The sequence below is a fragment of the Tenacibaculum sp. MAR_2009_124 genome (genome assembly GCF_900105455.1).
Classification (GTDB): domain Bacteria; phylum Bacteroidota; class Bacteroidia; order Flavobacteriales; family Flavobacteriaceae; genus Polaribacter.
Window position 1 is genome coordinate 506,407 of record NZ_FNSF01000008.1, and the last position, 25,236, is coordinate 531,642.

The window sequence follows — 25,236 nt, forward strand, 5'->3', positions numbered from 1 at the left end:
AAATATATTATGAACGAACAAGATTACAAAGATTGGAGAGTTGTACAATCGGTAGAGTTAGGAGCTACGGCAGAACAGGTATGGGATGTTATCGGTGGTTTTTATACTATTCATAAGTGGCATCCAGATATTACACAACTTGATGTTATTAACGATCAAACAGACACTCGTCAATTAAGACGTTTACTTACTTTTCCTGGACAACCTCAAGCAATTGAAGAATTAGTTTCAATGGACAACGCAAACCATCACTATCGCTATAAATGGCATTGGGGGGAATGGGGAGAAGCTATTCACAAATACTATTCTGATTTGCGAGTTATTGATGTTAAAGGAGGAACTAGTATTGTACAATGGGTCGCTACTTTTTATTATAAAGAAGATGCTATCTCTGAATTTTATCAACGAGGTTTTGACGAGTTGTTAAAGTTATTTCCATTAGTAAAAGAATCAGCCAACACTATATAAAAACAACATATTATGGTAGAAACAGTTTTATTAAACCCTACACAAGGAGAAAAAACAAAAATTACGGGTTTTGACGCACTATATAGAACGGATATTAAAACCACAGGAAATCTGTTAGATTATTTTGAATTAACAGTTCCTTCAGGAAAAGGAGCTCCATTACATATTCATCATAAAAATGATGAAAGCTTACATGTAATTGAAGGTGAATTTACCTTTCAAATAGGAGACAAAGAGCACAAAGCTCCAAAAGGAACCTTTTTATACCTTCCAAGAGGAGTTGCTCACAAGTTTACCAATGTTGGTAGTACTGAAGGTAAAATGATTGGGACATTCACTCCAGCGGGAACTTTCGACTTCTTTGACAAATTAACAAAATTGTCTCCTGATGATTTTGAAGAAATTCAAGCGTATTCAAAAAAGTATGGACATGAAGTTCTTGAAGAAGGATCGTATTAATATTTTTTTTAGTACGTTATCCAAATACTAAAACAAAAATATACCGCTCAAAAAAGAGCGGTATATTTTATCTTAACTACTGCATAAAAAAGATTCTCGAATGACATCAGAAAGACTGGAAGCTTTTAGCGACGGAATTCTTGCCATAATTATTACCATCATGGTTCTTGAATTAAAAGCACCTGAAGGAACATCTATTGAATGTTTATTACAAAAAGCACCCGTATTTTTAAGCTATATAGTAAGCTTTCTTTACATAAGTATATACTGGAACCATCATCATCAACTATTCAAGATAGCAAAGAAAATTAACGGCAAAGTTCTTTGGGCTAACTTAAACCTACTTTTTTGGTTATCGCTAATTCCATTTACAACTTCATGGATTGGAAATAATCATATTGAAGATGTGCCAGTTGCTTTTTATGGAATTGTATTTCTTATGAGTGAAATTTCGTTTCTTTTCCTAAAACATAATATTATTCAGTTGCATGGAAAAACCTCTAAAGTTGGAAGGGATCTTAGAATGAGTAAAAAAAACTTACTTTTTTTTGCCATTCAAATAAGCGGTCTACTCCTTATGAGCATCAACGATTACTTTCCGCTATGTTGTTTCTTAATAGCCGGTATAGTAAAGATTGTTGAACTCAAAAAAATATATGATTTCATGCTAAACAAAATGCAATAAAAAAACCTACTATAGTAGGTTTTTTTATTGCATTTTATCAATGAATTTTTTTAAACAAACGAGTTCAAATTATTTTGATTAGTTTACAAACTCTTTTAATTCGTTGTTTTCGTCATTATAAAGCAAAACTACTTTTAGCTCGGGATGTTTTTGCAAGAATTTTTTTGTTTCTTCCAACCCCATCGCTAAGAATGCCGTAGCATATGCATCTACATCGGCGCAATCACCTTTCATTCTTACAGAAACACTTAATAAATTACTCTCAGACGCTAATCCTGTTCTCGCATTTATTGTATGAACAATTTTCTCCCCTTTTTCATTTATTTTAAATTTCCTGTAATTTCCAGAAGTAGCCATCGATTCATCATTCAATTCAATTACTTTCTGTAGAGACCTAGTACCATCAATATTTGGTTTTTCAATCGCCACTTTCCAAACCTTATCCTGTTTTTTCCCTCTTGCCCTAATCTCTCCTCCTATCTCAACTAAATAGTTTTGAATTCCTTTCGTTTCTAAAAACCTTCCTACAACATCAATTCCGTATCCTTTGGCAAATGCATTTACATTAAATTCGATATTGTTATTCTCACGATAAACTTTTCTGTCTTTTAAACGAACTTTATCAAAACCAACTCCCTCCATTAATTCTTTTACCTCTTCATTAGAGATGCTTTTTCTTTCTTTTCCTGAACCAAAACCATAAGCATCAATTAATTTTCCTATCGTCGGGTCAAAATAACCATCGGTTTCATTATAAATCTTCTTCGCCTTCTCAAAAACTTCCACAAACAAATCATCCACAATTACTGTAGAATCTCCTCTATTAATCCTAGAAATATCAGAAGATGGAATATAGGTGGAAAGAGATTTATTCATCAATTCAAATAAACTATCAATAGATTCTTGATGATTTATACTATCAAGGTATTTAATATGATATGTTGTTCCAAAAATAGCTCCTTCTAACTTTGTTATCCCTTCTTTATCTAGCTTCTTTTCAACCTTTTTATTACAAGTAACAAAACTTAAGGCGGTGAGTGTTATTATAAAGAAAAAGTACTTTTGTATCATAATATTAAATTTATAGGCAAAAATAATGCTTTCCCTCCTCATAAAAGATTGTTAATTATCTTTTTTGTATTCTCATTTTTATAAATTTGTCTTATCATTTTTCAAACAGAATAAATTTTTTTTACAATGAAAAGAGTATTTTTACTATTCACCATTACTTCATTGCTTGCTTCATGTGCTTCAACTAAAGAGTTGGAAGCAGCAAAAGCGGCACATGAAAAAACGAAAGAAGAGCTACTAGCAGCAAAAACAAACTTAACAAAGTGTCTAGTAGAAAAAGAAAGGTTTCAAGAGAAGTCTGCTTTACTCGAAACCACTGTTGATGATTTAAGAAAAGATAAAAAACAAACCCTTAAACAGGTAGGAGACTTAACAGTTTTAACTCAAGGTGCTAATGACAACATTAAAGAAACGTTGGCTCAATTGGGTAAAAAAGACAAATATATAAACAAAATTAGAGCTGCAGCTTCTAAGAAAGATTCTTTAAATTTAGTAGTTGCTTTCCACTTAAAGAAAGAACTGCAAGCGGGAATTGATGATGAAGACATTGAGGTTAACGTTGAAAAAACCGTTGTTTTTATTTCTATCTCTGATAAGTTATTATTCAAGAGCGGAAGTTATACAATTAATGAAAAAGCTTCTAAAGTATTAGAAAAAGTAGCAACTGTAGTTAATGGTCAACCAGAAATGGATGTGATGATTGAAGGTCATACTGATAACACCCCAGTTGGTGAAAATTCTAGTATTAAAGACAACTGGGACCTTAGTGTAAAACGTTCAACCGCAATTGTTCGTGAATTACAAGGTAAATACAAAGTAGCTCCAAACAGATTAATCGCAGCGGGTAGAAGTAGTTATATTCCTTTAGTTGAAAATAACAGCCCTGCCAATAAAGCAAAAAACAGACGTACTAAAATTATTATCCTTCCAAGGTTAAATCAATTCTTTGATTTATTAGACCAAAAGGTTGAATAAATTTTTACTGACTAAAAAAAAAGGGATTACAATATTATATTGTAATCCCTTTTTTATTGGTTAAACGAAACAGTATTAGTTATATTTTAATACCTTAACATCTCTAATTTGCTTCAAATACTTTTCAAGAAACCCTCCATGTGAAGCTCCAATTATTACAAGTATTCTTTTCCCTGGATTGAGTGCCGCTACCTTCATAATATTACCCGTAATTTGCAAATTTCTCATTTCCCATAAAGCATGTCTGGCGCGATCAGATCCCGATTCAAAGTTTGTCGTATGCCAAATTCCCCATTGGGCATCATAATCCTGTTTTTTAAATTCGTCACTATTCACAAATGCATATAACCCAGACAAATCATTAGTTGCAACCCCTTCTTGAGTTAGCCTTTTACTTTTCACAAAAACTGGAAGTTTATCCATGTTCTGGAAAAGTTTAGACTGTTTTTTAAAATCATCCATAAATCCAGGATAATACTTCAATAAAAGAGATTCATCCTGAAAATTGTCAATGGGCTCTAGTTTATGAATATTTTCAAGTTTGGCTAAAGAAGCAGCAAGACTGTAATACTCACTGTTACCGCTGCCCTCACGTTTTATCAAATCAACAATATACTTTTCAAAATCTGTTTCAAATACACTTTTATCTTTAATATATCGATATTGTAAGACTGCAGAGGGAAGGTCGGTCACAGCTAAATAATTAAAAAGTATTTTTTTTCGTTCCTTTGAAGATAGTTCTTCTATGTTTTTTTGAGTTTCTAGACTTCTTTTAGCTTCTAAAAAAGTAATACCCTTAACTTTTTGAACAGTATCAGCCACAGTCAAATACCTATTTCCAAATGAACCTTTAGTAATTCCGTCAAAGGCTTTATCTTTTCGAGATGCAATGTCATTTAAAAGCTCTCCAGACATTTTTTCGACACATATAACATCAAAATCAAATTTATCTAGCTTCTCTATGACATTTGTAAGCATTGACTCCTTAAAATTCTTCATATGATGTAAATGAGTAGTACCCAAAATAAGGATCTCAGTTTTTTGAGTTTGAGCTTTCGTTAAATATGGGAATAAGCAAATTATAATTAGTAGACGGTTTAATGTTTTTCTCATAATACTTAGTTTAGTTTTGGTTTTATATAAAGTATCGACGCACAAATAACACACTTGTTACCATAATAAATTAGGTTTAACAGTTAAAAACTATGTTAAAAAAACACAAGAACAACCAACATTATCCTAAACTACTATTTGTCAGTAAAATAAATAATTGTACCTTTGCAGACCTTTTTTAAGGGAAAATTATATAATAATAACATTTATTAACAAAAACTAATCGTGTAATTATGAACACATTAAGTTACAAAACAGTATCAGCTAATAAGGCTACCGTAAACAAAGAGTGGGTTTTAGTTGATGCGGACGGGCAAACTTTAGGTCGTCTAGCTTCTAAAGTTGCAAAACTTATTAGAGGTAAGTACAAGCCAAATTTTACTCCTCATGTTGATTGTGGAGACAACGTTGTAATTATCAACGCTGAAAAAATCAATTTAACTGGTAAAAAGTGGACTGACAAGTCTTACATCCGTCACACTGGATACCCAGGAGGTCAAAGATCACTTACTGCAACAGAACTTTTCGAAAAAGATCCTGCGAGAATTATCGAAAAAGCAGTAAAAGGAATGTTACCTAAAAACAAATTAGGTAGCGCTTTATTCAGAAACCTATATGTTTATGTAGGTGCAGAGCACAAACAAGACGCTCAAAACCCAAAAGCAATTAACCTAAACGATCTTAAATAATGGAAACTGTACACAAAATAGGTAGAAGAAAAACGGCAGTAGCTCGTGTTTATGTTTCACAAGGAAGTGGAAACATTACCGTTAACAAGAGAGAGTTTAAACAATACTTTACAACTCCAACGTTACAATACAAGGTTCAACAACCTTTAATGTTAACTGAAAACTTAGAAAGTTATGATGTTAAAGTAAACGTTTATGGAGGTGGTGTTACTGGTCAAGCAGAAGCTATTCGTTTAGCTATTACTAGAGCTTTAGTAGCTATTAATGAAGAACACAAAGCCGTATTAAAACCTGAAGGATTATTAACTCGTGATCCAAGAATGGTTGAACGTAAGAAATTCGGTCAGAAGAAAGCTCGTAAGAAATTCCAGTTCTCTAAGCGTTAATATTTTACTGAACTTGCTTCAGTACTTAACCGTTTCGAGACTGTTATTTTTAAAATTTATTTTTATTAACAGTTTAGTATCTAAATATTTCAGACGTAAGAACTACTGAAATATTGAAAAAACAGAACGTAAACACATTTATTAAAATGGCAAACATTCAAGAATTATTAGAAAATGGAGTACACTTTGGTCACTTAACTAGAAAGTGGAATCCAAACATGGCTCCGTACATTTACACAGAACGTAATGGTGTTCACATCATCGATTTGTATAAAACATCAGCTAAGATTGACGAAGCTTCTAAAGCTTTACAAAAAATAGCTAACTCGGGTCGCAAGATTTTATTTGTTGCAACTAAAAAACAAGCTAAAGACATCGTTGCTGAGCAAGCAAAAGCTGTAAACATGCCTTATATTACTGAGCGTTGGCCAGGTGGTATGTTAACTAACTTTGTTACTATTAGAAAAGCTGTTAAAAAAATGGCTTCAATTGATAGAATGAAGCAAGATGGATCTTTTGATGCATTATCTAAAAGAGAAAAATTACAAATTAACCGTCAACGTGAAAAATTAGAAAAGAATTTAGGTTCAATTTCTGATATGACACGTTTACCAGGTGCTCTATTTGTAATTGACGTTAAGAAAGAACACATTGCAGTAGCTGAAGCGCAAAAATTAAATATTCCAATTTTTGCTATGGTTGATACGAACTCTGATCCAAGACCGATCGACTTCGTTATTCCTGCGAATGATGACGCTTCTAAATCTATCGATAAAGTATTGTCACATGTGACTGGTGCTATCGCTGAAGGTTTAACTGAAAGAAAAGCAGATAAAGAAAAAGCGAAGGCTGAAAAAGAAGCTAAGTCAGAAACAAAGACAGAAGCAACAACTACTGAAGAAACAAAATAATATAAATTTAAAGGTTTCATTACAATGAAACCTTTAGTTTTTTTTATCTTCAACAACAAATAATTACAACTAAAAAACAACGATAGAAATGTCAGTAAAAATAAGCGCTGCAGACGTTAAAAAACTAAGAGAAACCACTGGTGCTGGTATGATGGATTGTAAAAATGCATTGGTAGAAGCAGAAGGTGATTTCGATAAGGCTATTGAAATTTTACGTAAAAAAGGACAAAAAATCGCGGCTAAGAGAGCAGATCGTGAGTCTACTGAAGGTGTAGCTATCACTAAAATTAGTGAAGACAATACTTTTGGTGTTGCTATTGTATTAGCTTGTGAAACAGATTTCGTAGCGAAGAATGATTCATTCAAACAATTAGCTTCTAAATTTGTTGATGTTGCTTTCAACTGCAATACTAAAGAAGAATTTTTAGCTGCAGATTTTGATGGTGTTCCTGTATCAGAAAAATTAATCGAGCAAACTGGTGTTATCGGTGAAAAGATCGATATTACTTCTTTCGAAAGAATTGAAGCACCTTATGTAGGATCTTATACACACGTTGGTAAGATTGCTGCTATTGTTGGTTTAACAGAGGCTGTTGATAAAGCAGACGTATTAACTAAAGACTTAGCAATGCAAGCTGCATCGATGGGAGCAACCACATTATCTTACAAAGATTTTGATCCTGCTTATGTTGCTTCTGAAACTGAAGCTAGAATCGCTGCTATTGTAAAAGATAACGAAGAACTAGTTCGTTTAGGAAAAACTCTTAAAAACGTACCTAAATTCGTTTCTAGATTACAATTAACTGATGCGGCTATAGCAAATGCAGAGCAAGAAGTTAAAGATCAATTAAAAGCTGAAGGAAAGCCTGAACAAATTTGGGATAAAATTGTTCCTGGTAAAATTGAAAGATTTATTTCTGACAATACTACTTTAGATCAAGAGCAAGCTTTATTAGATCAAAAATTTATAAAAGACGAAAAGAAAACTGTTGCTGAATATATTAAATCTTTCGGTAATGTTGAAGTTAAAACCTTCGCAAGAGTTACTTTAGGGTAATCTATATCTTTAAAATATTTTAAACCATCCTTTGTTAAGGATGGTTTTTTTATGCGCTTAAAAAACAATAATTAAAAAAAATGATTAATTTTGCGCAACTTTCTATAAAATTATGCAATACAAAAGAATTCTTTTAAAACTAAGCGGTGAAGCTTTAATGGGTGAAAAACAATATGGAATTGATCCTAAAAGGCTTCAAGAATACGCCATTGAAATAAAACAAGTTATTGAACAAGACATTGAGGTAGCGATTGTTATCGGTGGTGGAAATATATTTAGAGGAGTCGCTGGTGCTAGCAACGGAATGGATCGAGTGCAAGGGGATCATATGGGCATGCTTGCCACATGTATTAATGGACTAGCATTACAAAGTGCTTTGGAAGACCAAGGAGTTCAAACCAGATTGCAAACTGCTATTGAAATAAAAGAAATAGCCGAACCTTATATAAAAAGAAGAGCGAATAGACATCTTGAAAAAGGAAGAGTAGTTATTTTTGGTGCTGGAACTGGTAATCCATATTTTACGACTGACACGGCTGCTGTTTTAAGAGCTATTGAAGTAAATGCCGACGCCATTTTAAAAGGAACTCGCGTTGATGGAATATACAACGAGGATCCCGAAAAAAATAAAAACGCTATTAAATTTAATAATATTACCTTTAAAGACGTTATTGAAAAAGGGTTAAAAGTAATGGATATGACTGCCTTTACTTTAAGTGAAGAAAACAAACTTCCTATTATTGTTTTTGATATGAACAAAAAAGGAAATTTATTAAAACTTGTTTCTGGTGAGCAAATTGGAACAGTTGTTGACAATAAATAAAACATTAATCACCTCTTTGAAAAGAGAGGTTGCTAAATACTAACATAATGAACGAAGAGATTAATTTTATCATAGATACAGCCAAGGAGGCCATGACTAAAGCTATTGATCATTTAGTAAAAGAATTAAGAAGTATTAGAGCTGGAAAAGCATCTCCTTCTATGCTTGCAAACGTTCAGGTTGATTATTATGGAGCTTCAACTCCTTTGGGTCAAGTAGCCAATGTAAACACTCCTGATGCACGTACAATTTCCATTCAACCATGGGAAAAAAACATGCTTCAAGCAATTGAAAAGGCCATTATGATCGCTAATTTAGGATTCAACCCAATGAATAATGGAGAAAATATCATTATAAACGTTCCTCCGTTAACTGAAGAGAGACGTAGAGAATTAGCAAAACAAGCGAAAGCAGAAGCCGAACACGCTAAAGTTGGGATAAGAAACGCGCGAAAAGAAGCTAATAATGACATCAAAAAAACAGATGTTTCTGATGATATGAAAAAAAATGCAGAAGCCGATGTTCAAGTATTAACAGATCAATTCGTAAAGGATATAGAAGAGACACTTGCAGTTAAGGAAACTGAAATAATGACTGTTTAATTTCTCAATTATTCATACAAATTATAAGAGTGTTTTTAAACACTCTTTTTTCTTTTTATTCCTCTCATTTAGCTACCTTTGCAAAAATTTTTTTGAATGACTTTTTGGACCAAGATCGCCGGGTTTATATTACGAAATCGTTATTTAGTACTAGTACTCATTGCCATTATCACGGGGCTACTACTTACCCAAACAAAATACATGCGCTTTTCTTATACAGAAGCAAATCTGTTACCTAACGATCATGAGGCCAACGTTCAATACGATAAATTCTTAGAAATTTTTGGAGAAGAAGGAAATCTTATCATCTTAGGAGTTAAAGATAGTACCATATTTACTCCAGAAAAATTCAAAGCTTGGAACTTACTTACTAAATCTTTCGATGAAGCATCTCAAGTAGATTTTACTGTTTCCATTTCTGATGTAAAAAAATTGAAGGCGAATCGAAAAGAACGAAAATTTGAAGTTGAACCTCTTTTCAATACCCCCCCTGAAACGAGCGAGGATATCGCTAAGATAAAAAAACAACTTTTTGAAGATTTACCATTCTACGAAAATCTTCTTTACAACGATAAAGGAGTTCTACAAACTGCTATCTATTTAAAAAAAGCGATAGTAAATACTCCAGAAAGAGCTGATTTTATTACAGAGATTTTAAAACCTCGTATAGAAGCGTTTGAAGAAGTTAATAATATTGATGTTAGGATATCAGGAATGCCTTATATAAGAACCTTAAACTCTCTGAATATAACCAAGGAGATGGGAATTTTTGTGATTGGTGCTTTATTAATAACTGCCATCATATTCTTTTTCTTTTTCAGATCATTTAGAGCAACATTTATTACTTTATTAGTTGTTGGTATTGGAGTCGTTTGGGCTTTTGGTTTTATTGGGCTTTTTAGATATGAAATCACTGTACTGTCTGCTTTAATTCCACCTTTAATTATTGTTATTGGTGTTCCTAATGCTGTCTTCCTCATTAATAAATACCAACAGGAAGTAAAAAAACATGGAAATCAGGCGAAATCCTTACAACGTGTCATTTCAAAAATTGGTAATGCCACCTTGATGACCAATATCACTACGGCCTCTGGGTTTGCTACTTTTGTATTTGTAAAGAGTCAACTTTTAAGAGAATTTGGGATTCTCGCCTCTGTCAATATCATAAGTATTTTTATACTTGCATTATTAATCATTCCGATTATATACAGTTTTATGCCTCTTCCCGAGAAAAAACACCTAAGCCACCTCGAAAAAAGATGGATGGAAGATGTTGTAAACTGGATGGAAAGAACCGTGAAAAAAAATCGTATCAGTATATATATCACTACAGTTGTTGTAATTATATTGAGTATGATTGGTCTTTATCAAATTCGCGTTTCAGGTAGTCTAATTGAAGACATGCCAAAAGGCAAACAGTTTTATAAAGATATCAAATTTTTTGAAAGTGAGTTTGGCGGTATTATGCCTTTAGAGATTTTAGTGGATACTAAAAAAGACAAAGGAGTTATGAAACTATCAACATTAAAAAAGATAGAAAAACTTAACGAAACCATTGAAACTTTCCCTGAACTATCTAAGCCAATTTCTGTCAATAATTTAGTTAAGTATTCCAAACAGGCATATTACAATGGAAATCCCAAATATTACCAGCTTCCTACAGGTCAAGAAAAAAGTTACATTCTTTCGTACACAAAAAATTCAGACAGTAACTCTGGTATGCTAAAGAACTTTGTCGATTCAACAGGTCGATATGCTCGTATTACTACCTTTATGAAGGATATAGGTACAGATAAAATGGATATCATTCAAGAACGCCTTAATGCGGTTATAAAGAAAAATTTCCCTGATGAACGTTTCAAAGTTTCTTTAACAGGAAAAGCTTTAGTTTTCTTGAAAGGAACTAACTACTTAATTAAAAACTTAGTCATTTCCTTATCATTAGCTATTGTTCTTATTTCTATCTTTATGGCTTGGATGTTCCGATCGCCACAAATGATTTTAATTTCATTAATCCCGAACATGCTACCTTTACTTATAACTGCTGGATTAATGGGCTTTTTCGATATTCCAATCAAGCCTTCGACAATTTTAGTTTTTAGTATTGCTTTCGGTATTTCCGTTGATGACACCATTCATTTCCTAGCCAAGTATCGACAAGAGCTACTAGCTAATAACTGGAAAATTAAACCAGCCGTTTATGCCGCCTTAAAGGAAACAGGTGTGAGTATGTTTTATACTTCCATTGTACTTTTCTTTGGATTCCTTGTATTTACAGTATCTAGTTTTGGAGGAACTATAGCTCTGGGAGGTTTGGTTTCCGTTACACTTTTATTAGCCATGGTCTCTAATTTATTGTTACTTCCATCGCTACTTTTATCATTTGAGAAGAAAATAGCAAATAAAAAGGTACTTAAAGAAACAAACTTCAAAATACTTCCACCAAAAGAAGAAGATAAATAAATAACATCTTTGATTAGAGATATTGCTATGTTAACTAGAAAATAACAAAAAATAAGTTATGTTTCATTTTAAATTAAGAATAATTACGTAAAACTTCTCGTTTATTTTTGTCAAAATCATCAAATAGTTGCTATTAAATTTAGAATACAAGCTACAATATTTCGGACCTGATTTTTGAGTAATTCGAAACAAAAAAAACACAAAGAACTTGGTTTCAAAAGATTAAGACTTCCCCTTTGGTTACAAGTGATATTACTACTTTGATTCCTTTACATATCACCATAAATCATTTTGTTAATTATATTGTTTAATTGCTTTTTATTTTGGAAATTTCCGCCCTGTATAATCAAATAACAGTAAAAATGAGAACAAAAATGAAAAGGGTTTTTATACTCTTACTAACATTTCTTGCGCAAATTTCATTCGCGCAGGAAAAAGTAATAACGGGTATTGTTTCTGACGAAACAGGGGGGTTACCTGGTGTTACTATTTTAAAGAAGGGAACCACTTCGGGGACGGAAACCGACTTTGATGGGAAATACTCATTAAAAGCGAAAAAGGGAGATGTTTTAGTATTTAGTTTCGTGGGGATGAAAACTATTGAAAAAACAGTAGGTATTCAAAACACCATTAATATTTTAATGCAAAACGACAATCTTTTGGAAGAAGTTGTTGTTGTTGCTTATGGTCAAACAACTAAAGAAAGTTTTACTGGATCTGCAAGTTTTATTAATTCTGAAGAACTGGCGACTAGGAATGTCACTTCTCCTATTGCAGCAATTGAAGGTAAAGCAACAGGAGTCCAATTCACTACAGGATCAGGAGGTCCTGGTTCTTCTCCTAATATTGTTATTAGGGGAGTTGGTACTTTACAGGGGAGTACAAATCCATTATTTATTGTAGACGGGGTGCAATATGAAGGAGCTCTAAATACAATTAACCAAGAAGATATCGCTTCATTTACAGTTTTAAAAGATGCTGCTTCTACTTCTCTTTATGGATCGAGAGCTGCAAATGGGGTGGTAATCATTACAACTAAATCAGGTAAAAGAGGAGATATTAAAGTAAATGCTACTGCCCAGATAGGGGTTGTATCGAATGGAATTCCTTTTTACGACGAGGTTACTCCTGGACAATATTATGAAGTAATGTGGGAAGCTTTGAAGAATTCAACCGCTGGTGGTGGAGATCCTGCTTTCGCCTCTCAAAACATATATAATAGTTTAGGGTATAACCCTTTCAATGTGCCTAACGATCAAATTGTTGGACTTGATGGAAAAATAAACCCAAATGCTCAGGTTATTTACAAAAGTTTAAACTGGTACGATGCCATGCAGCGTGACGGTATTAGAAAAAATTATAACGTGAACATATCAGGTGGTGGAGAAAAAAGTAAAGTGTATTTTTCAGCTTCTTATCTTAATGAAGAAAGTTATCTCGTAAAAAGTAAATTCGAGCGTTTAACTACTCGTGTTAACGGAGATTTCGAAGTAAATGATTGGATTAAAATGGGAGGTAGTGCCAATATTACTATAACCGAAGCGACTGCACCAAGTGCTGCTGGAGCTACTAGTATTGCAAACCCTTTCGGATTTGCTAAAAACATCGGATCTATCTACCCTGTTTATGTAAACGATTTAAACGGAAACCTTGTTTTAGATGCTGCCGGGAATCCAGTTTTTGATAGTGGTGAAGGATTTTCTGAATACAATATTGGTTCAAGACCTGTTAGTCAAGGTAGACATGCTCTACAAGAATTACTACTTAATGATGAAAGGGATAATGACAACACCTATGGTTTTAGATACTACGCAGACTTCCAAATCTTGGATGGATTAAATCTTAGACTTGATTATGGTAGAGATATTAATGAAGGCCTAGAAAAAGAATATGAAAACAATATTATTGGTGATGCCCAACCAACTGGACGATACTCAGAAACTCGTTTTAGAAGAGAAGTTGAAAACTTTACTCAAAGGCTAACCTATAATAAAAGCTTTAACGATGTTCATAATTTTGACTTAACATTAGGGCATGAAAGTTTCGACAGAACCTTTTCTTCCCTGGATGCATTGGCTACAGAACAGGTTGCTGAAGGAATTTTCGAATTTGATAACTTCTCTAGCCCAACTAGAATTAACGGTTCTACAACGAGTAAAACCCTGGAAGGATACTTCTTTAGAGCGAACTACAATTATGATAGTAAATATTACATAAGCGCCTCTGTAAGAAGAGATGGTTCTTCAGTTTTTAGTAAAGATTCTAGATGGGGTACATTTTATTCGATTGGAGGTTCTTGGAGAATTGACCAAGAAAACTTTATGAAAAACGTATCATTTATCGATAACTTAAAACTTAGAGCTTCTTATGGTGAAGTTGGAAACGATAATTTAAACGACTTTTTCTTATCACAGGCAAGATACTCTTTAACCTCAAACGCAGGTCAACCAGCAATATGGTGGTCTGACTTAGGTAATAAAGATCTATTATGGGAAACTATCGAAAACTTTGATGTAGCTCTTGAATTTACATTATTTGATCGTTTCTTAGATGGAAGTGTAGAATATTACAAACGAAATTCTACAGATTTACTTTTTGAACTTCCTTTAGGCCTAAGTAATGGTTTTGACCAATTTGTTACCAATATTGGAGATATGAGTAACTCAGGTATTGAAGTTGGATTGACTGCACATTTATTCAGAAATGATAATTTCAAATGGGATTTAGGTATTCAAGCTTCTACTTTTAAGAATGAAATTACTAATATCCCTAACCCTTTCATTAGTAACTCTAAGAGATGGGAAGTAGGTAGATCGAGGTTTGACTTCTATTTATTGCATTCTGCTGGAGTCGACTCAGATAATGGTGACGCATTGTATTATATGTACGAGCTTGATAATGACGGAAATAGCATTCCTGTTTTAGATGCAGATGGGAATCAAGAAACTACAAATGATTGGACTGAAACTGAAAGAGCTTACACAGGAGATACAACAGTTCCTGATGTATTAGGTTCAGTTTCTAACAATTTCACATACAAAGGTTTTGGCTTAGATATATTATTTACATATGGTATCGGAGGAAAAGTTCTAGACAATGCCTATTCTGCTATGATGCATACAGGTAATTTTGGAAGTTCTTATCACCCAGATATTTTAAATGCTTGGCGTCAACCAGGAGACATCACAGATGTTCCTAGGTTAGAAAGTGGAAGTACTACTCAAGTTAGGAGGCAATCATCAAGGTTTTTAACAGATGCTTCTTTCTTAAGTTTGAGAAATGTGAATTTTAGTTATACATTTAACAATGAACTTACTGATAAGTTAGGAATTGACAACTTAAGACTTTCTTTATCAGGAGAAAACTTATACCTTAATACTGCTAGATCAGGATTGAATCCTCAATTTAGCTTAGCTGGTACTTCAGAAGGAAATTCATTTAATCCATCTCGAATTATTTCATTTGGTGTAAACCTAGCTTTTTAGTAAAAAATAAAACATATTTAAAATGTTATTAAAAATAAAAAACATCTTACTTGTAATTTTGGCTGTTACGGTAACTTCATGTTCAGAAGATTTTCTAGACACCAAGCCAACGGATGCTATTTCGGCTGCAGATGCCTTAGCAACCGCTGAAAACATGTCATTAATTATTAATGGTATGCACAGGTCATTATTTACTCAATCTCAAACTATTTTACCAGGTGGAACTGGAAGTACACAGAGAGCAGGAGAGCATTATTGGGTTCCTATGGGCGATAACATTGCTGGGGGCCTTTTACATAGTGCTAATGCAAACAATTTAGGTTGGAGAAACGAAATGCAATGGGTTTCCCATACATTACCAACTTCTTTAACTGTAAGAGTTTTCTGGTATCATAGATATAATATCATTGCCAACGCAAACAGTATTATTAATAAAATTAATGAAGGAAGTTTAACTTTAGATGCTCGTTTAAAGGAGATTTTAGCTCAAGCCTATACTTATAGAGCATATGCATATATGTCTTTAGTACAGCACTATGCAAAAGGTTATTTAATAGGTAACCCTAATACCGATCCAGGGGTTCCTTTATTATTTTCAACTGAAGCACCATTTACAAGTTCTCCAAGATCAACTGTTCAAGAAGTTTATAATCAAATATTTGATGATTTAGAAGCCGCTATTACTACTTTTAATGGTGCCTCTGCTAGATCGGATAAATCTCAATTGAATGTAAATGTTGCACATGGTTTAAAAGCAAGGGCTGCATTAAATTCTGGAGATTGGGATAAGGCTATTCAAGCCGCTACTGCAGCCAGGAATGGCTACCCATTAATGAGTGAAGCTGCATGGAAATCAGGATTTAACACTGTTGCCCTAGATGAGGTTATTTGGGGTAGTGTAGTAATTGATACTGAAACTACTTTCTTCCGTTCGTACTTTTATTTAATGTCTAATACTTTTAATGGAAGTCAAGTAAGAAATAACCCAAAATTTGCAGATAGAAGGTTAGTAGATGCTATTCCTAATACTGATTATAGAAAAGATGCTTTCTTAAACGATGCTCCTAACTCAAACACTTCTGCTGCCAATGGTCAAGGTGGATGGGCTAACAATGTAAACCCATTGTATACTACAGAAGCTGAATTTGATGCTGCCATTTCTGATTTATCAAGTACATGGGGATGGACTTCAAGACATAATACTCATCCTTATATGCATGTAAAGATGCGTCAAAAAACACCGGGTGGAATTTTACCAGATGATATCATTTACATGAGAACATCTGAAATGTATTTAATTGAAGCAGAAGCTAAAGCCATGAAGAACGATGTTCCAGGTGCCCAAGCGTCATTATTACCATTAGCTAGCGCAAGAGATAATGCTTATGATGGATCGGCTTTTAATACACAAGAAACGTTTTTAGAGCATATCAAATTCCAAAGAGGAGTTGAGTTATGGGGAGAAGGTTTCTTATATGTTGACAAAATCCGTTGGGATGATGGTATTGACCATGGAGCAAATGGAGGTTCAGGTGCGTCTGAGATTTTGTACCAAGATGCTTATGTTCAAGATAGACCTTCGGTAAACGATGCATGGATTTTTAAAATTCCACAAGCAGAAATAGATGCTAATCCAAATCTTACACCTGATGATCAAAATTAATTTTAAAAGAAATTAATAATTTATTTATCTCATAAGAAATCGCCTAAATTTTATTTAGGCGATTTTCTTTTCTGGTTTTATTATTATAAATACATAAAAAATATTTACCCTTTTCTAGAACGAATAACCAACATCTCTTTTATAAAAACTTCATAGCTCAAATAACCATTTGTTCATTTGTGAATTAGACTCAAAAAAGTATCTTTGCGTATTTTGATCAAAGAATATAGAAAATAATGGAAAGAAGTAACGTAAAAGAACTATTACAGTGTGAAAGCTTCTTGCAAGCTGTACATGTTAAAGGATGGGTAAGAACTTTTAGAGGTAATCGATTTATCGCATTGAATGATGGTTCTACTATAAATAATATCCAATGTGTAGTAGATTTCGAAAATACAGATGAAAATATACTAAAAAGAATCACGACTGGAGCGGCGGTAAGTATTACTGGAACTTTAGTTGAAAGTCAAGGTAAAGGACAGCGTGTTGAAATAAATGTTACGAATCTAGATATTTTAGGAGATTCTAGCTCAGAAGAATATCCTATTCAGCCTAAAAAACACAGTTTTGAGTTCTTAAGAAAAAATGCTCACCTAAGAGTTAGAACAAATACGTTCAGTGCTGTAATGAGAGTGCGCTCTGCCCTATCGTTTGCAGTCCACCAATATTTTCAACAGAACGGATTCTTTTATGTAAATACTCCAATTATTACAGGATCTGATGCTGAAGGAGCTGGAGAAATGTTCAAAGTGACGAATTTTGACATCAATAAAGCTCCCGTTGATGAAAACGAAGATATAGACTACAGTCAAGATTTTTTCGGTAAAGAAACAAACTTAACAGTATCTGGTCAGCTAGAAGCTGAAACATATGCTATGGCTTTAGGTAAAGTTTACACTTTTGGCCCAACATTTAGAGCTGAAAACTCGAATACAACAAGGCATTTAGCTGAATTCTGGATGATAGAACCTGAAGTAGCATTTAATGATTTAGATGCGAATATGGATTTATCTGAAGACTTTATCAAACATGTTTTAAAGTATGTTTTAGAAAACTGCCAAGATGATCTGAACTTTCTAAACGATCGTTTAATCAACGAAGATAAAACAAAACCACAGGCAGAAAGAAGTGACATGTCTTTGCTTGAAAAACTTCATTTCGTAGTAGACAATAATTTTAAAAGAGTTTCTTATACCGAAGCTATCGATATTTTGAGAAATTCGAAGCCTAATAAAAAGAAAAAATTCAAGTTTCCTATTAATGAATGGGGTGCAGATTTACAATCTGAACATGAGCGCTTTTTAGTTGAGAAACATTTCAAATGTCCTGTGATATTATTCGATTATCCTGCCAATATTAAAGCTTTTTATATGCGCTTAAATGAAGACGGAAAAACTGTTCGTGCAATGGATGTATTATTCCCTGGCATTGGAGAAATGGTTGGTGGTTCTCAAAGAGAAGAGCGTTTAGATGTTTTAAAACAGAAAATGGCAGAACTAGACATTGAAGAAAAAGAAATGTGGTGGTACCTAGATACTAGAAAATTTGGAACTGCAGTTCATTCTGGATTTGGCTTAGGTTTTGAACGTTTGGTATTATTCACCACTGGAATGGGTAATATTAGAGATGTTATCCCTTTTCCAAGGACTCCTCAAAATGCTGATTTCTAAAAAAATCATAAATCTCAATAATAACGATCGTCATTCTTAACAGAGTGGCGATTTTTTTTTATTGAATTCATATATTTGTATTTATGTTAAAACAAAGTTTACATCAAAAATTACTACAAAAATTATCTCCTCAGCAAATTCAGCTGATGAAAATGATTCAATTACCTACACAAGCCTTCGAAGAAAGGCTAAAACAGGAAATTGAAGAGAATCCTGCTTTGGATACAGGAAAAGAAGAAAATGACAACTTTGACGATCCCTATTCAAATGATTCAGAATATGACGATTCTGGAAATGAAAAGATAGAGACTGACGATATTAATATAGATGAATATTTAAGCGATGATGAATATCCAAGCTATAAAACTCAAGCCAATAATTATTCTTCCGACGATGATGATAAACAGGTTCCTTATGCGGCCGGTACTTCCTTTCACCAATCACTAAAAAACCAATTAAACACCTTTAGAATGGACGAAAATGAACGTGCCATTGCTGAGTTTTTAGTTGGAAGTATTGATGATAGCGGATATATAAGGCGTGAAATAATTGATTTAGTAGATGACTTGGCTTTTACTCAAAACATCTTCACTGATGAAGAAAAAGTTCTCGAAATTTTGACTAAAGTAGTTCAAAAATTAGACCCAATTGGGGTTGGCGCATTGAACTTGAAAGATTGTTTAATAATACAACTAAAGGCCAAATCTGAAAAAGAATGTCGAACACTGGCTATTAAAATACTAGAAGATTCTTTTGACCATTTTGTTAAGAAACACTATAAAAAGCTACTTGAAAAGTTTAATTTAACGGAAGAGAAACTCAAAGAAGTTGTCTCTGAAATTAGTAAATTGAACCCTAAGCCTGGTAGTTCTTATGACGGAAACAACAAAATCGCCGAACAAATTGTTCCAGATTTTACGATAAGGATTATAGAAGGGAATTTAGAACTAACTTTAAATGCACGAAATGCACCTGAATTAAAAGTTTCTAGGGAATACAATAACATGTTAAAAGGCTATCAAGACTCGAAAGATAAAACAAAAGCTCAAAAGGATGCTGTAATGTTTATCAAGCAGAAGTTGGATGCTGCAAAATGGTTTATTGACGCAATAAAGCAACGTCAACAGACTCTTTTAATTACCATGAACTCAATTATGCACTATCAGCAAGAATATTTTTTAACGGGTGACGAACGAAAATTAAGACCTATGATTCTTAAAGATATTGCTGATGAAATTAACATGGACGTTTCAACTGTTTCAAGAGTTGCCAACAGTAAATATGTATCAACACCATATGGAACAAAACTTATAAAGGAGTTCTTTTCTGAATCTATGAAAAATGATCAAGGAGAGGACGTTTCAACTAGGGAAATAAAAAAAATATTAGAAACCGTTATTTTAGAAGAGGACAAAAAGAAACCTCTTACGGACGAGAAACTTTCTAAATTATTAAAAGAAAAAGGATATCCGATAGCGAGAAGAACCGTCGCAAAATATAGAGAACAATTGGACATTCCTGTTGCTCGTTTAAGAAAAGAAATCTAATGAAGCTCCATAAATTCATCTCGGCACTATTACATCCTATTGTAATGCCAACAATCGGAATATTTGTTTATTTCTTTCTGTCACCAATTCAACTAAACAGAAACCAGCAACTAACCGTTTTAGCAATTGTTTTTATTGCTACTTACGTTATTCCTTTGTTGCTTTTAATTTTTTTAAAAGCTGTTGGATATATTAACTCCTATCAAGTATTTAGTATAAAAGAAAGGAAAGTCCCGTTATTTTTTATGATAACCCTTTTGTTTTTCCTTGCAGAACTTTTCCGAAAACTAACCATTGTTAAAGACCTTAGTTATCTTTTTTATGGTATCGTCCTTGGCTTAATTATTACCTATTTTTTATTCTTTACAAAATTAAAATCAAGTTTACATTTACTCTCTATGGGAGGTGCTTTAGGTTATTTTATCATTTTTCAACAAATACATCAAGTAAATATAATGCCTGTTATTATTACTTTTGTTATCCTTTCAGGAATCTTAGGCACGTCAAGGTTATTTTTAAAAGCCCACACCCCTAAAGAAGTCTATACAGGCTTTTTTATAGGCTTTTTATCCCAATTTGCAGTATATTACTTATTATAGAATATAGAAGCTTAAACCTAGCTTAAATATCTTTGTGTCAATAGAAGATTGATTCAATATTGCCGATGATTTAAAAATAGGTGTTAACCCATAATATAAATAAAAATTAAAGGTTCCATATCCGGCAGATAATGTTAATCCCGCCTGAAATTTATTATAAACATTCACATCTGTAACCGGAATTGCAACATCGTTATCTTGATAGGTAAATCGATTGGTTAAATTATAACTCAATTTAACCCCTGAATATACCCTCCAAAATGAATAGGTATTTGAATCAGAAGTTCTAATTCTAAACTGTATTGGCATTTCTAAGTTATGAATTCGCAGCTTATTATCTACTGACGAAGTAATTTCATAAGTATACTCCGAAGCATTTTCAGTCACCTTTAGCCCGTGGGTAAATGAATCATAACCATACCCGAGTCCGAGTCCGAACGCAAACTTTCCACTTCTAGTTAAAGGAATATCTCTAATATAACCTATTGAAATACCATAAGAAAAGCTACTTGACCTAACATTACTTGGTTGTTTTCGAAGACCATTATACGAAATGTCAAGATATAATTGATCCTCTAAATACTTATCTCTTAATTGTAAAGAATCTTTCTGAGCATTAACAGCCACAGCAAATAGTAATGAAATAATTATGTATAAAAACCTATTCATATAAAAAACTCGATTTATAGCTGGTATAATTCATTGTAAAGATAACTCTATAAAAACAAAAAAAGTGCAATCAAATAATGATTGCACTTTTTTTATACTATTGTATACTATTAACTATTTCTTAATAGCATCACCTTTATGAGTCGATAAACTCAACTTAAGAGCATTTACATCTCTTAGTTTTTCGCGGATATCGGCTAAGGTTCCAACACTAGATTCCTTATCTGCTTTGATCGAAGTTGTCATAAATGGGTGCTCCGATTCAGCGATATCACCTCGTGCCTTTAAAATAAAAGCAGGAACTTCATCAGCAGTTGCTATCTTATCATTTAGCTGAATACTTTCGTACCCTCCCCCATATTTAGTATCTTTTGCTTTACCTACGTAAATAGTACTTACCAAGCTCTTATTCTCTAGTTTCTTAACTTCTGTAGCACTTGGTAACCTTGGAGTGTCAACTAACAAACTAGTTTCTCTCATTTTTGTTGTTACCATGAAGAAGAATAATAACATAAAAACAATGTCTGGTAATGACGCCGTCGATAAGGCTGGTAGTCCTTTTTTCTTCTTTCTGAACTTAGACATAATTGTTGTTTTAATTATTATTGAACACTTGTTGGATCTACATCCGTAATAATTTGAGGATAACTCTTTTTAACTAGTTCAAGTTTTTTTCTCAAATCATCATCCTTTCTTTGGCTGTCTTTAAAAGCTTGCTCCAACTCAGTAAAGCTCATTCCATACTTCTGTTGACATAACCTATTACGTAAAACTCTGTACGCAGAAAGCAATTCATTTTGAACTATTAAATAAGTACCGTATTCCGTAGCTCCATCACTTTCAACAGCAATAATTGCCTTATTAGGATGATCTGATGATTCAGGATCTTTGTCTCCTTGACAATAATCGCATTCCTTACCTACCTTTTCGTCTCCAATTGGATTTCCAACACCCCATCCATTATCAATAAAATTAATAGCAGCCTCCTTTAAATCTCGTATTTCCACAACCTTTCCATCCACAAACAGTTCGTTTTTATGGTTTAGACTTACTTCGAAGATGTTCCGTTCTTTTATAGTTACTATTGGATTTGTAGTAGTTCTTTCTACAAGCTTTTTGGAGATTCCAGAATCAAGCTCCATTGTAGTAGTTACAAGAAAGAAAATAAGTAGTAAAAAGGCAATATCCGCCATAGAACCCGCATTAATCTCAGGGATTTCTCTTTTTGCCATAGCTATAACAATTTAATTAAACATTATTCTTTCCTAGAACGCAGCAAAGAATATGCCATTAATTAATCGAGATATCAAATATCACAGGTGTAAATAGATAAATCGCGGCCAAAACAAAAAAAAGTGCAATCAAATAATGATTGCACTTTTTTTATACTATTGTATACTATTAACTATTTCTTAATAGCGTCACCTTTATGAGTCGATAAACTCAACTTAAGAGCATTTACATCTCTTAGTTTTTCACGGATATCGGCTAAGGTTCCAACACTAGATTCCTTATCTGCTTTGATCGAAGTTGTCATAAACGGGTGCTCCGATTCAGCGATATCACCTCTTGCCTTTAAAATAAAAGCAGGAACTTCATCAGCAGTTGCTATCTTATCATTTAGCTGAATACTTTCGTATCCACCTCCATATTTAGTATCTTTTGCTTTACCTACGTAAATAGTACTTACCAAGCTCTTATTCTCTAGTTTCTTAACTTCTGTAGCACTTGGTAACCTCGGAGTGTCAACTAACAAACTAGTTTCTCTCATTTTTGTTGTTACCATGAAGAAGAATAATAACATAAAAACAATGTCTGGTAATGACGCCGTTGATAAGGCTGGTAGTCCTTTTTTCTTCTTTCTGAACTTAGACATAATTGTTGTTTTAATTATTATTGAACACTTGTTGGATCTACATCCGTAATAATTTGAGGATAACTCTTTTTAACTAATTCAAGTTTTTTTCTCAAATCATCATCCTTTCTTTGGCTGTCTTTAAAAGCTTGCTCCAACTCAGTAAAGCTCATTCCATACTTCTGTTGACATAACCTATTACGTAAAACTCTGTACGCAGAAAGCAATTCATTTTGAACTATTAAATAAGTACCGTATTCTGTAGCTCTATCACTTTCAACAGCAATAATTGCCTTATTAGGATGATCTGATGATTCAGGATCTTTGTCTCCTTGACAATAATCACATTCCTTACCTTCTTCATCTCCAACAGGATTACCAACTCCTCCACCATTATCTATAAACTTAACAGCGGCATCTTTTAAATCCTTTGGTTCCATAAATTCACCTTCAACCAATAATTGATTGTTACGGTTAATATTTACCTCAAAGATATTTCTTTCTTTAATTTTTGGTAAATCAACATCTGGTGGTGTTTTCTCAGCTAATTTCTTCGAAACTCCTGAATCAACATCCATTGTTGTTGTTACCAGGAAAAAGATAAGTAGCAAGAAGGCAATATCTGCCATAGAACCTGCATTAATTTCCGGGGTTTCTCTTCTTGCCATAATTATTTACGATTTAATTAAACCTTTTAATAAGTCATATACGAAAAACCCTCCTCCTATTACTAATAAGATTAAACTAATCCATATACCAGTACTTGTATACTTTGAAACATCCGATCCAGCTTCTGCAATAACACTGCTATTTGCATCTAAAACAACTGTATCAGAAGCTAAAATATACGATATTAATAAAGCAACTGCAAGAGCGGCTACTCCTAATAATGTTTTCTTCAAAGCAGCTGGATTTTTCATTATTCCTAATAATGAAGCTACTACTGCAGCTACTACTGCTATTCCCATCAAAATTAATGAATAGGTCACCAATGGTGATACTGCTACCGAAAGTGCTGGCTTATCTTCAGCGTCAATACCTGCTACTCTAAAGAAAAGCACAAGACCGATCACTGATAAAACAGCAACTATAATTTTTAAAATTTTACTATTCATAATTTATGATTACTTTTTATACTTAGCTAACAAATCGATTAAAGAGATAGAAGCATCTTCCATTGTGTTTACAATACTATCTACTTTTGACACGATATAGTTATAAAAGATTTGTAAAATAATTGCTACAACAAGACCAAATACTGTTGTTAAAAGTGCAACTTTAATACCACCTGCTACAACCGCTGGAGAAATATCATTAGCAATTGCGATCGAGTCAAATGCTCCAATCATACCAATAACCGTTCCCATGAACCCAAGCATTGGTGCTAATGCGATAAATAAAGATAACCAAGAAATATTTTTTTCTAATAATCCCATTTGAACTCCACCATATCCAACTACAGCTTTTTCAGCAGCATCTAATCCTTCATCAGCTCTTTCTAATCCTTGATAAAAGATAGAAGCAACAGGACCTTTTGTGTTTCTACAAACTTCTTTAGCAGCCTCAACACCACCAGAACTTAAAGCTTCATCTACATTAGCTACTAATTTTTTAGTATTAGTTGTAGCCATGTTTAAGTAAATGATTCTTTCTATAGCTATAGCTAATCCTAAGATTAAAGCTACTAATACTATCCCCATAAACCCAGGACCTCCTTCAATAAAACGTTGTTTTAACTCTTGGTGAAAAGTTTTTTCCGCTGCTTCCTGAGCGTAAGTCGACTGAATAGCTCCTAAGAACATAAATCCTGCGATAGTTAGGATATTTACTACTTTTTTCATTTTGTTATAATTAATTTTAAATAGTTAACGGGTTAAAAATACAAATTTTACTATGATTCTAATAAAATTTCTAGAATAAGTACAGGTTTCACGCCCACTTATTGCATTTTTTATTTTCAGAGTGGCAAGTAACAAAAAAATGTTGGTTCTTAAAAAAAAAATAGATATTTTATCTATTAACAATAGAATATTACCTATTATTTCA

25 protein-coding genes are annotated in these 25,236 nt (G+C 33.0%); 16 read left to right on the forward strand and 9 right to left on the reverse strand.

Annotation, left to right across the window (positions count from 1 at the left end):
- Positions 1–9 precede the first annotated feature (9 nt).
- The 3 genes from BLW23_RS22235 (at position 10) to BLW23_RS22245 (ending at position 1,612) form a co-directional block, all read left to right on the forward strand.
- Positions 10–468 carry an SRPBCC family protein gene (locus tag BLW23_RS22235; protein WP_093674088.1) on the forward strand — a complete coding sequence of 153 codons (459 nt, stop codon included), beginning with the start codon at positions 10–12 and terminating at the stop codon, positions 466–468.
- Between the two features lie 12 nt (positions 469–480).
- Positions 481–927, forward strand: coding sequence for a cupin domain-containing protein (locus BLW23_RS22240; protein WP_093674090.1), 447 nt, complete (start codon positions 481–483; stop codon positions 925–927).
- Positions 928–1,027: 100 nt separating this feature from the next.
- Positions 1,028–1,612: a TMEM175 family protein gene (locus BLW23_RS22245; protein ID WP_093674092.1), complete on the forward strand. Its 585-nt coding sequence runs from the start codon at positions 1,028–1,030 to the stop codon at positions 1,610–1,612.
- Positions 1,613–1,690: 78 nt separating this feature from the next.
- On the opposite strand, the gene BLW23_RS22250 is transcribed toward BLW23_RS22245, so the two are convergent.
- Positions 1,691–2,683 carry an FAD:protein FMN transferase gene (locus BLW23_RS22250; protein ID WP_093674094.1) on the reverse strand — a complete coding sequence of 331 codons (993 nt, stop codon included), beginning with the start codon at positions 2,681–2,683 and terminating at the stop codon, positions 1,691–1,693.
- 126 nt (positions 2,684–2,809) lie between these two features.
- Between BLW23_RS22250 and BLW23_RS22255 the strand changes: the two genes are divergently transcribed.
- Complete coding sequence (locus tag BLW23_RS22255) at positions 2,810–3,658, forward strand: OmpA/MotB family protein (protein ID WP_093674096.1); 849 nt, start codon at positions 2,810–2,812, stop codon at positions 3,656–3,658.
- Between the two features lie 75 nt (positions 3,659–3,733).
- On the opposite strand, the gene BLW23_RS22260 is transcribed toward BLW23_RS22255, so the two are convergent.
- The gene (locus BLW23_RS22260) at positions 3,734–4,771 is read right to left on the reverse strand and encodes a DUF5694 domain-containing protein (RefSeq protein ID WP_093674098.1); all 1,038 of its coding nucleotides are present in this window, start codon (positions 4,769–4,771) and stop codon (positions 3,734–3,736) included.
- A gap of 233 nt (positions 4,772–5,004) precedes the next feature.
- Here BLW23_RS22260 and rplM point away from each other — a divergent pair, with 233 nt between their 5' ends.
- The 12 genes from rplM to BLW23_RS22320 all read left to right on the forward strand — a co-directional run bounded on the left by rplM (position 5,005) and on the right by BLW23_RS22320 (position 20,666).
- Positions 5,005–5,460, forward strand: coding sequence for a 50S ribosomal protein L13 (gene rplM, locus BLW23_RS22265; RefSeq protein ID WP_093674100.1), 456 nt, complete (start codon positions 5,005–5,007; stop codon positions 5,458–5,460).
- Complete coding sequence (rpsI, locus tag BLW23_RS22270) at positions 5,460–5,846, forward strand: 30S ribosomal protein S9 (protein ID WP_093674102.1); 387 nt, start codon at positions 5,460–5,462, stop codon at positions 5,844–5,846. The genes rplM and rpsI overlap by 1 nt, the downstream gene beginning before the upstream one ends.
- 146 nt (positions 5,847–5,992) lie before the next feature.
- Positions 5,993–6,757: a 30S ribosomal protein S2 gene (rpsB, locus tag BLW23_RS22275; protein ID WP_093674104.1), complete on the forward strand. Its 765-nt coding sequence runs from the start codon at positions 5,993–5,995 to the stop codon at positions 6,755–6,757.
- A gap of 88 nt (positions 6,758–6,845) precedes the next feature.
- Positions 6,846–7,814 carry a translation elongation factor Ts gene (gene tsf, locus BLW23_RS22280; RefSeq protein WP_093674106.1) on the forward strand — a complete coding sequence of 323 codons (969 nt, stop codon included), beginning with the start codon at positions 6,846–6,848 and terminating at the stop codon, positions 7,812–7,814.
- A gap of 112 nt (positions 7,815–7,926) precedes the next feature.
- Entirely contained in the window at positions 7,927–8,637 is a 711-nt protein-coding gene (gene pyrH / locus BLW23_RS22285) for a UMP kinase (protein ID WP_093674108.1), read from the forward strand.
- A gap of 47 nt (positions 8,638–8,684) precedes the next feature.
- A complete protein-coding gene (frr, locus tag BLW23_RS22290; RefSeq protein WP_093674110.1) occupies positions 8,685–9,239 on the forward strand; it encodes a ribosome recycling factor in 555 nt (184 codons plus the stop codon).
- 96 nt (positions 9,240–9,335) lie between these two features.
- Positions 9,336–11,702 (forward strand): efflux RND transporter permease subunit, encoded by a 2,367-nt coding sequence (locus BLW23_RS22295; RefSeq protein ID WP_093674112.1) that lies wholly within the window; start codon positions 9,336–9,338, stop codon positions 11,700–11,702.
- 362 nt (positions 11,703–12,064) lie between these two features.
- Positions 12,065–15,187: a SusC/RagA family TonB-linked outer membrane protein gene (locus tag BLW23_RS22300; RefSeq protein WP_093674409.1), complete on the forward strand. Its 3,123-nt coding sequence runs from the start codon at positions 12,065–12,067 to the stop codon at positions 15,185–15,187.
- Between the two features lie 22 nt (positions 15,188–15,209).
- On the forward strand, positions 15,210–16,850 hold the full coding sequence (locus tag BLW23_RS22305; protein WP_093674114.1) for a RagB/SusD family nutrient uptake outer membrane protein: 1,641 nt from the start codon (positions 15,210–15,212) through the stop codon (positions 16,848–16,850).
- Positions 16,851–17,086: 236 nt separating this feature from the next.
- Positions 17,087–18,520, forward strand: coding sequence for an asparagine--tRNA ligase (asnS, locus tag BLW23_RS22310; RefSeq protein WP_093674116.1), 1,434 nt, complete (start codon positions 17,087–17,089; stop codon positions 18,518–18,520).
- Positions 18,521–18,603: 83 nt separating this feature from the next.
- Complete coding sequence (gene rpoN / locus BLW23_RS22315; RefSeq protein WP_093674118.1) at positions 18,604–20,067, forward strand: RNA polymerase factor sigma-54; 1,464 nt, start codon at positions 18,604–18,606, stop codon at positions 20,065–20,067.
- Positions 20,067–20,666 (forward strand): hypothetical protein, encoded by a 600-nt coding sequence (locus tag BLW23_RS22320; protein ID WP_093674120.1) that lies wholly within the window; start codon positions 20,067–20,069, stop codon positions 20,664–20,666. Before rpoN ends, BLW23_RS22320 begins: the two co-directional genes overlap by 1 nt.
- On the opposite strand, the gene BLW23_RS22325 is transcribed toward BLW23_RS22320, so the two are convergent.
- From BLW23_RS22325 to BLW23_RS22355, 7 genes are all read right to left on the reverse strand, one after another.
- Positions 20,661–21,335 (reverse strand): porin family protein, encoded by a 675-nt coding sequence (locus tag BLW23_RS22325; RefSeq protein WP_093674122.1) that lies wholly within the window; start codon positions 21,333–21,335, stop codon positions 20,661–20,663. The two genes, BLW23_RS22320 and BLW23_RS22325, sit on opposite strands and share 6 nt — an antisense overlap.
- 114 nt (positions 21,336–21,449) lie before the next feature.
- Positions 21,450–21,920 (reverse strand): ExbD/TolR family protein, encoded by a 471-nt coding sequence (locus BLW23_RS22330; protein ID WP_093674124.1) that lies wholly within the window; start codon positions 21,918–21,920, stop codon positions 21,450–21,452.
- A gap of 17 nt (positions 21,921–21,937) precedes the next feature.
- Positions 21,938–22,567, reverse strand: coding sequence for an ExbD/TolR family protein (locus BLW23_RS22335; protein ID WP_093674126.1), 630 nt, complete (start codon positions 22,565–22,567; stop codon positions 21,938–21,940).
- Between the two features lie 173 nt (positions 22,568–22,740).
- On the reverse strand, positions 22,741–23,211 hold the full coding sequence (locus BLW23_RS22340) for an ExbD/TolR family protein (RefSeq protein WP_093674124.1): 471 nt from the start codon (positions 23,209–23,211) through the stop codon (positions 22,741–22,743).
- 17 nt (positions 23,212–23,228) lie between these two features.
- The gene (locus BLW23_RS22345) at positions 23,229–23,858 is read right to left on the reverse strand and encodes an ExbD/TolR family protein (RefSeq protein WP_093674128.1); all 630 of its coding nucleotides are present in this window, start codon (positions 23,856–23,858) and stop codon (positions 23,229–23,231) included.
- 6 nt (positions 23,859–23,864) lie between these two features.
- Complete coding sequence (locus tag BLW23_RS22350) at positions 23,865–24,305, reverse strand: hypothetical protein (protein ID WP_093674130.1); 441 nt, start codon at positions 24,303–24,305, stop codon at positions 23,865–23,867.
- A 9-nt stretch (positions 24,306–24,314) separates the two neighbouring features.
- Positions 24,315–25,031: a MotA/TolQ/ExbB proton channel family protein gene (locus BLW23_RS22355; RefSeq protein WP_093674132.1), complete on the reverse strand. Its 717-nt coding sequence runs from the start codon at positions 25,029–25,031 to the stop codon at positions 24,315–24,317.
- Positions 25,032–25,236 lie beyond the last annotated feature (205 nt).

Coding starts and splice junctions, on each gene's coding strand:
- rpoN (WP_093674118.1), top strand. CDS start 18,604: ATGTTAAAACAAAGTTTACATCAAAAATTACTACAAAAATTATCTCCT.
- BLW23_RS22260 (WP_093674098.1), bottom strand. CDS start 4,771: ATGAGAAAAACATTAAACCGTCTACTAATTATAATTTGCTTATTCCCA.
- frr (WP_093674110.1), top strand. CDS start 8,685: ATGAACGAAGAGATTAATTTTATCATAGATACAGCCAAGGAGGCCATG.
- BLW23_RS22235 (WP_093674088.1), top strand. CDS start 10: ATGAACGAACAAGATTACAAAGATTGGAGAGTTGTACAATCGGTAGAG.
- BLW23_RS22355 (WP_093674132.1), bottom strand. CDS start 25,031: ATGAAAAAAGTAGTAAATATCCTAACTATCGCAGGATTTATGTTCTTA.
- rplM (WP_093674100.1), top strand. CDS start 5,005: ATGAACACATTAAGTTACAAAACAGTATCAGCTAATAAGGCTACCGTA.
- BLW23_RS22335 (WP_093674126.1), bottom strand. CDS start 22,567: ATGGCAAAAAGAGAAATCCCTGAGATTAATGCGGGTTCTATGGCGGAT.
- BLW23_RS22325 (WP_093674122.1), bottom strand. CDS start 21,335: ATGAATAGGTTTTTATACATAATTATTTCATTACTATTTGCTGTGGCT.
- rpsI (WP_093674102.1), top strand. CDS start 5,460: ATGGAAACTGTACACAAAATAGGTAGAAGAAAAACGGCAGTAGCTCGT.
- BLW23_RS22345 (WP_093674128.1), bottom strand. CDS start 23,858: ATGGCAAGAAGAGAAACCCCGGAAATTAATGCAGGTTCTATGGCAGAT.
- BLW23_RS22350 (WP_093674130.1), bottom strand. CDS start 24,305: ATGAATAGTAAAATTTTAAAAATTATAGTTGCTGTTTTATCAGTGATC.
- BLW23_RS22305 (WP_093674114.1), top strand. CDS start 15,210: ATGTTATTAAAAATAAAAAACATCTTACTTGTAATTTTGGCTGTTACG.
- BLW23_RS22245 (WP_093674092.1), top strand. CDS start 1,028: ATGACATCAGAAAGACTGGAAGCTTTTAGCGACGGAATTCTTGCCATA.
- tsf (WP_093674106.1), top strand. CDS start 6,846: ATGTCAGTAAAAATAAGCGCTGCAGACGTTAAAAAACTAAGAGAAACC.
- asnS (WP_093674116.1), top strand. CDS start 17,087: ATGGAAAGAAGTAACGTAAAAGAACTATTACAGTGTGAAAGCTTCTTG.
- BLW23_RS22340 (WP_093674124.1), bottom strand. CDS start 23,211: ATGTCTAAGTTCAGAAAGAAGAAAAAAGGACTACCAGCCTTATCAACG.
- rpsB (WP_093674104.1), top strand. CDS start 5,993: ATGGCAAACATTCAAGAATTATTAGAAAATGGAGTACACTTTGGTCAC.
- BLW23_RS22300 (WP_093674409.1), top strand. CDS start 12,065: ATGAGAACAAAAATGAAAAGGGTTTTTATACTCTTACTAACATTTCTT.
- BLW23_RS22250 (WP_093674094.1), bottom strand. CDS start 2,683: ATGATACAAAAGTACTTTTTCTTTATAATAACACTCACCGCCTTAAGT.
- BLW23_RS22240 (WP_093674090.1), top strand. CDS start 481: ATGGTAGAAACAGTTTTATTAAACCCTACACAAGGAGAAAAAACAAAA.
- pyrH (WP_093674108.1), top strand. CDS start 7,927: ATGCAATACAAAAGAATTCTTTTAAAACTAAGCGGTGAAGCTTTAATG.
- BLW23_RS22330 (WP_093674124.1), bottom strand. CDS start 21,920: ATGTCTAAGTTCAGAAAGAAGAAAAAAGGACTACCAGCCTTATCGACG.
- BLW23_RS22295 (WP_093674112.1), top strand. CDS start 9,336: ATGACTTTTTGGACCAAGATCGCCGGGTTTATATTACGAAATCGTTAT.
- BLW23_RS22320 (WP_093674120.1), top strand. CDS start 20,067: ATGAAGCTCCATAAATTCATCTCGGCACTATTACATCCTATTGTAATG.
- BLW23_RS22255 (WP_093674096.1), top strand. CDS start 2,810: ATGAAAAGAGTATTTTTACTATTCACCATTACTTCATTGCTTGCTTCA.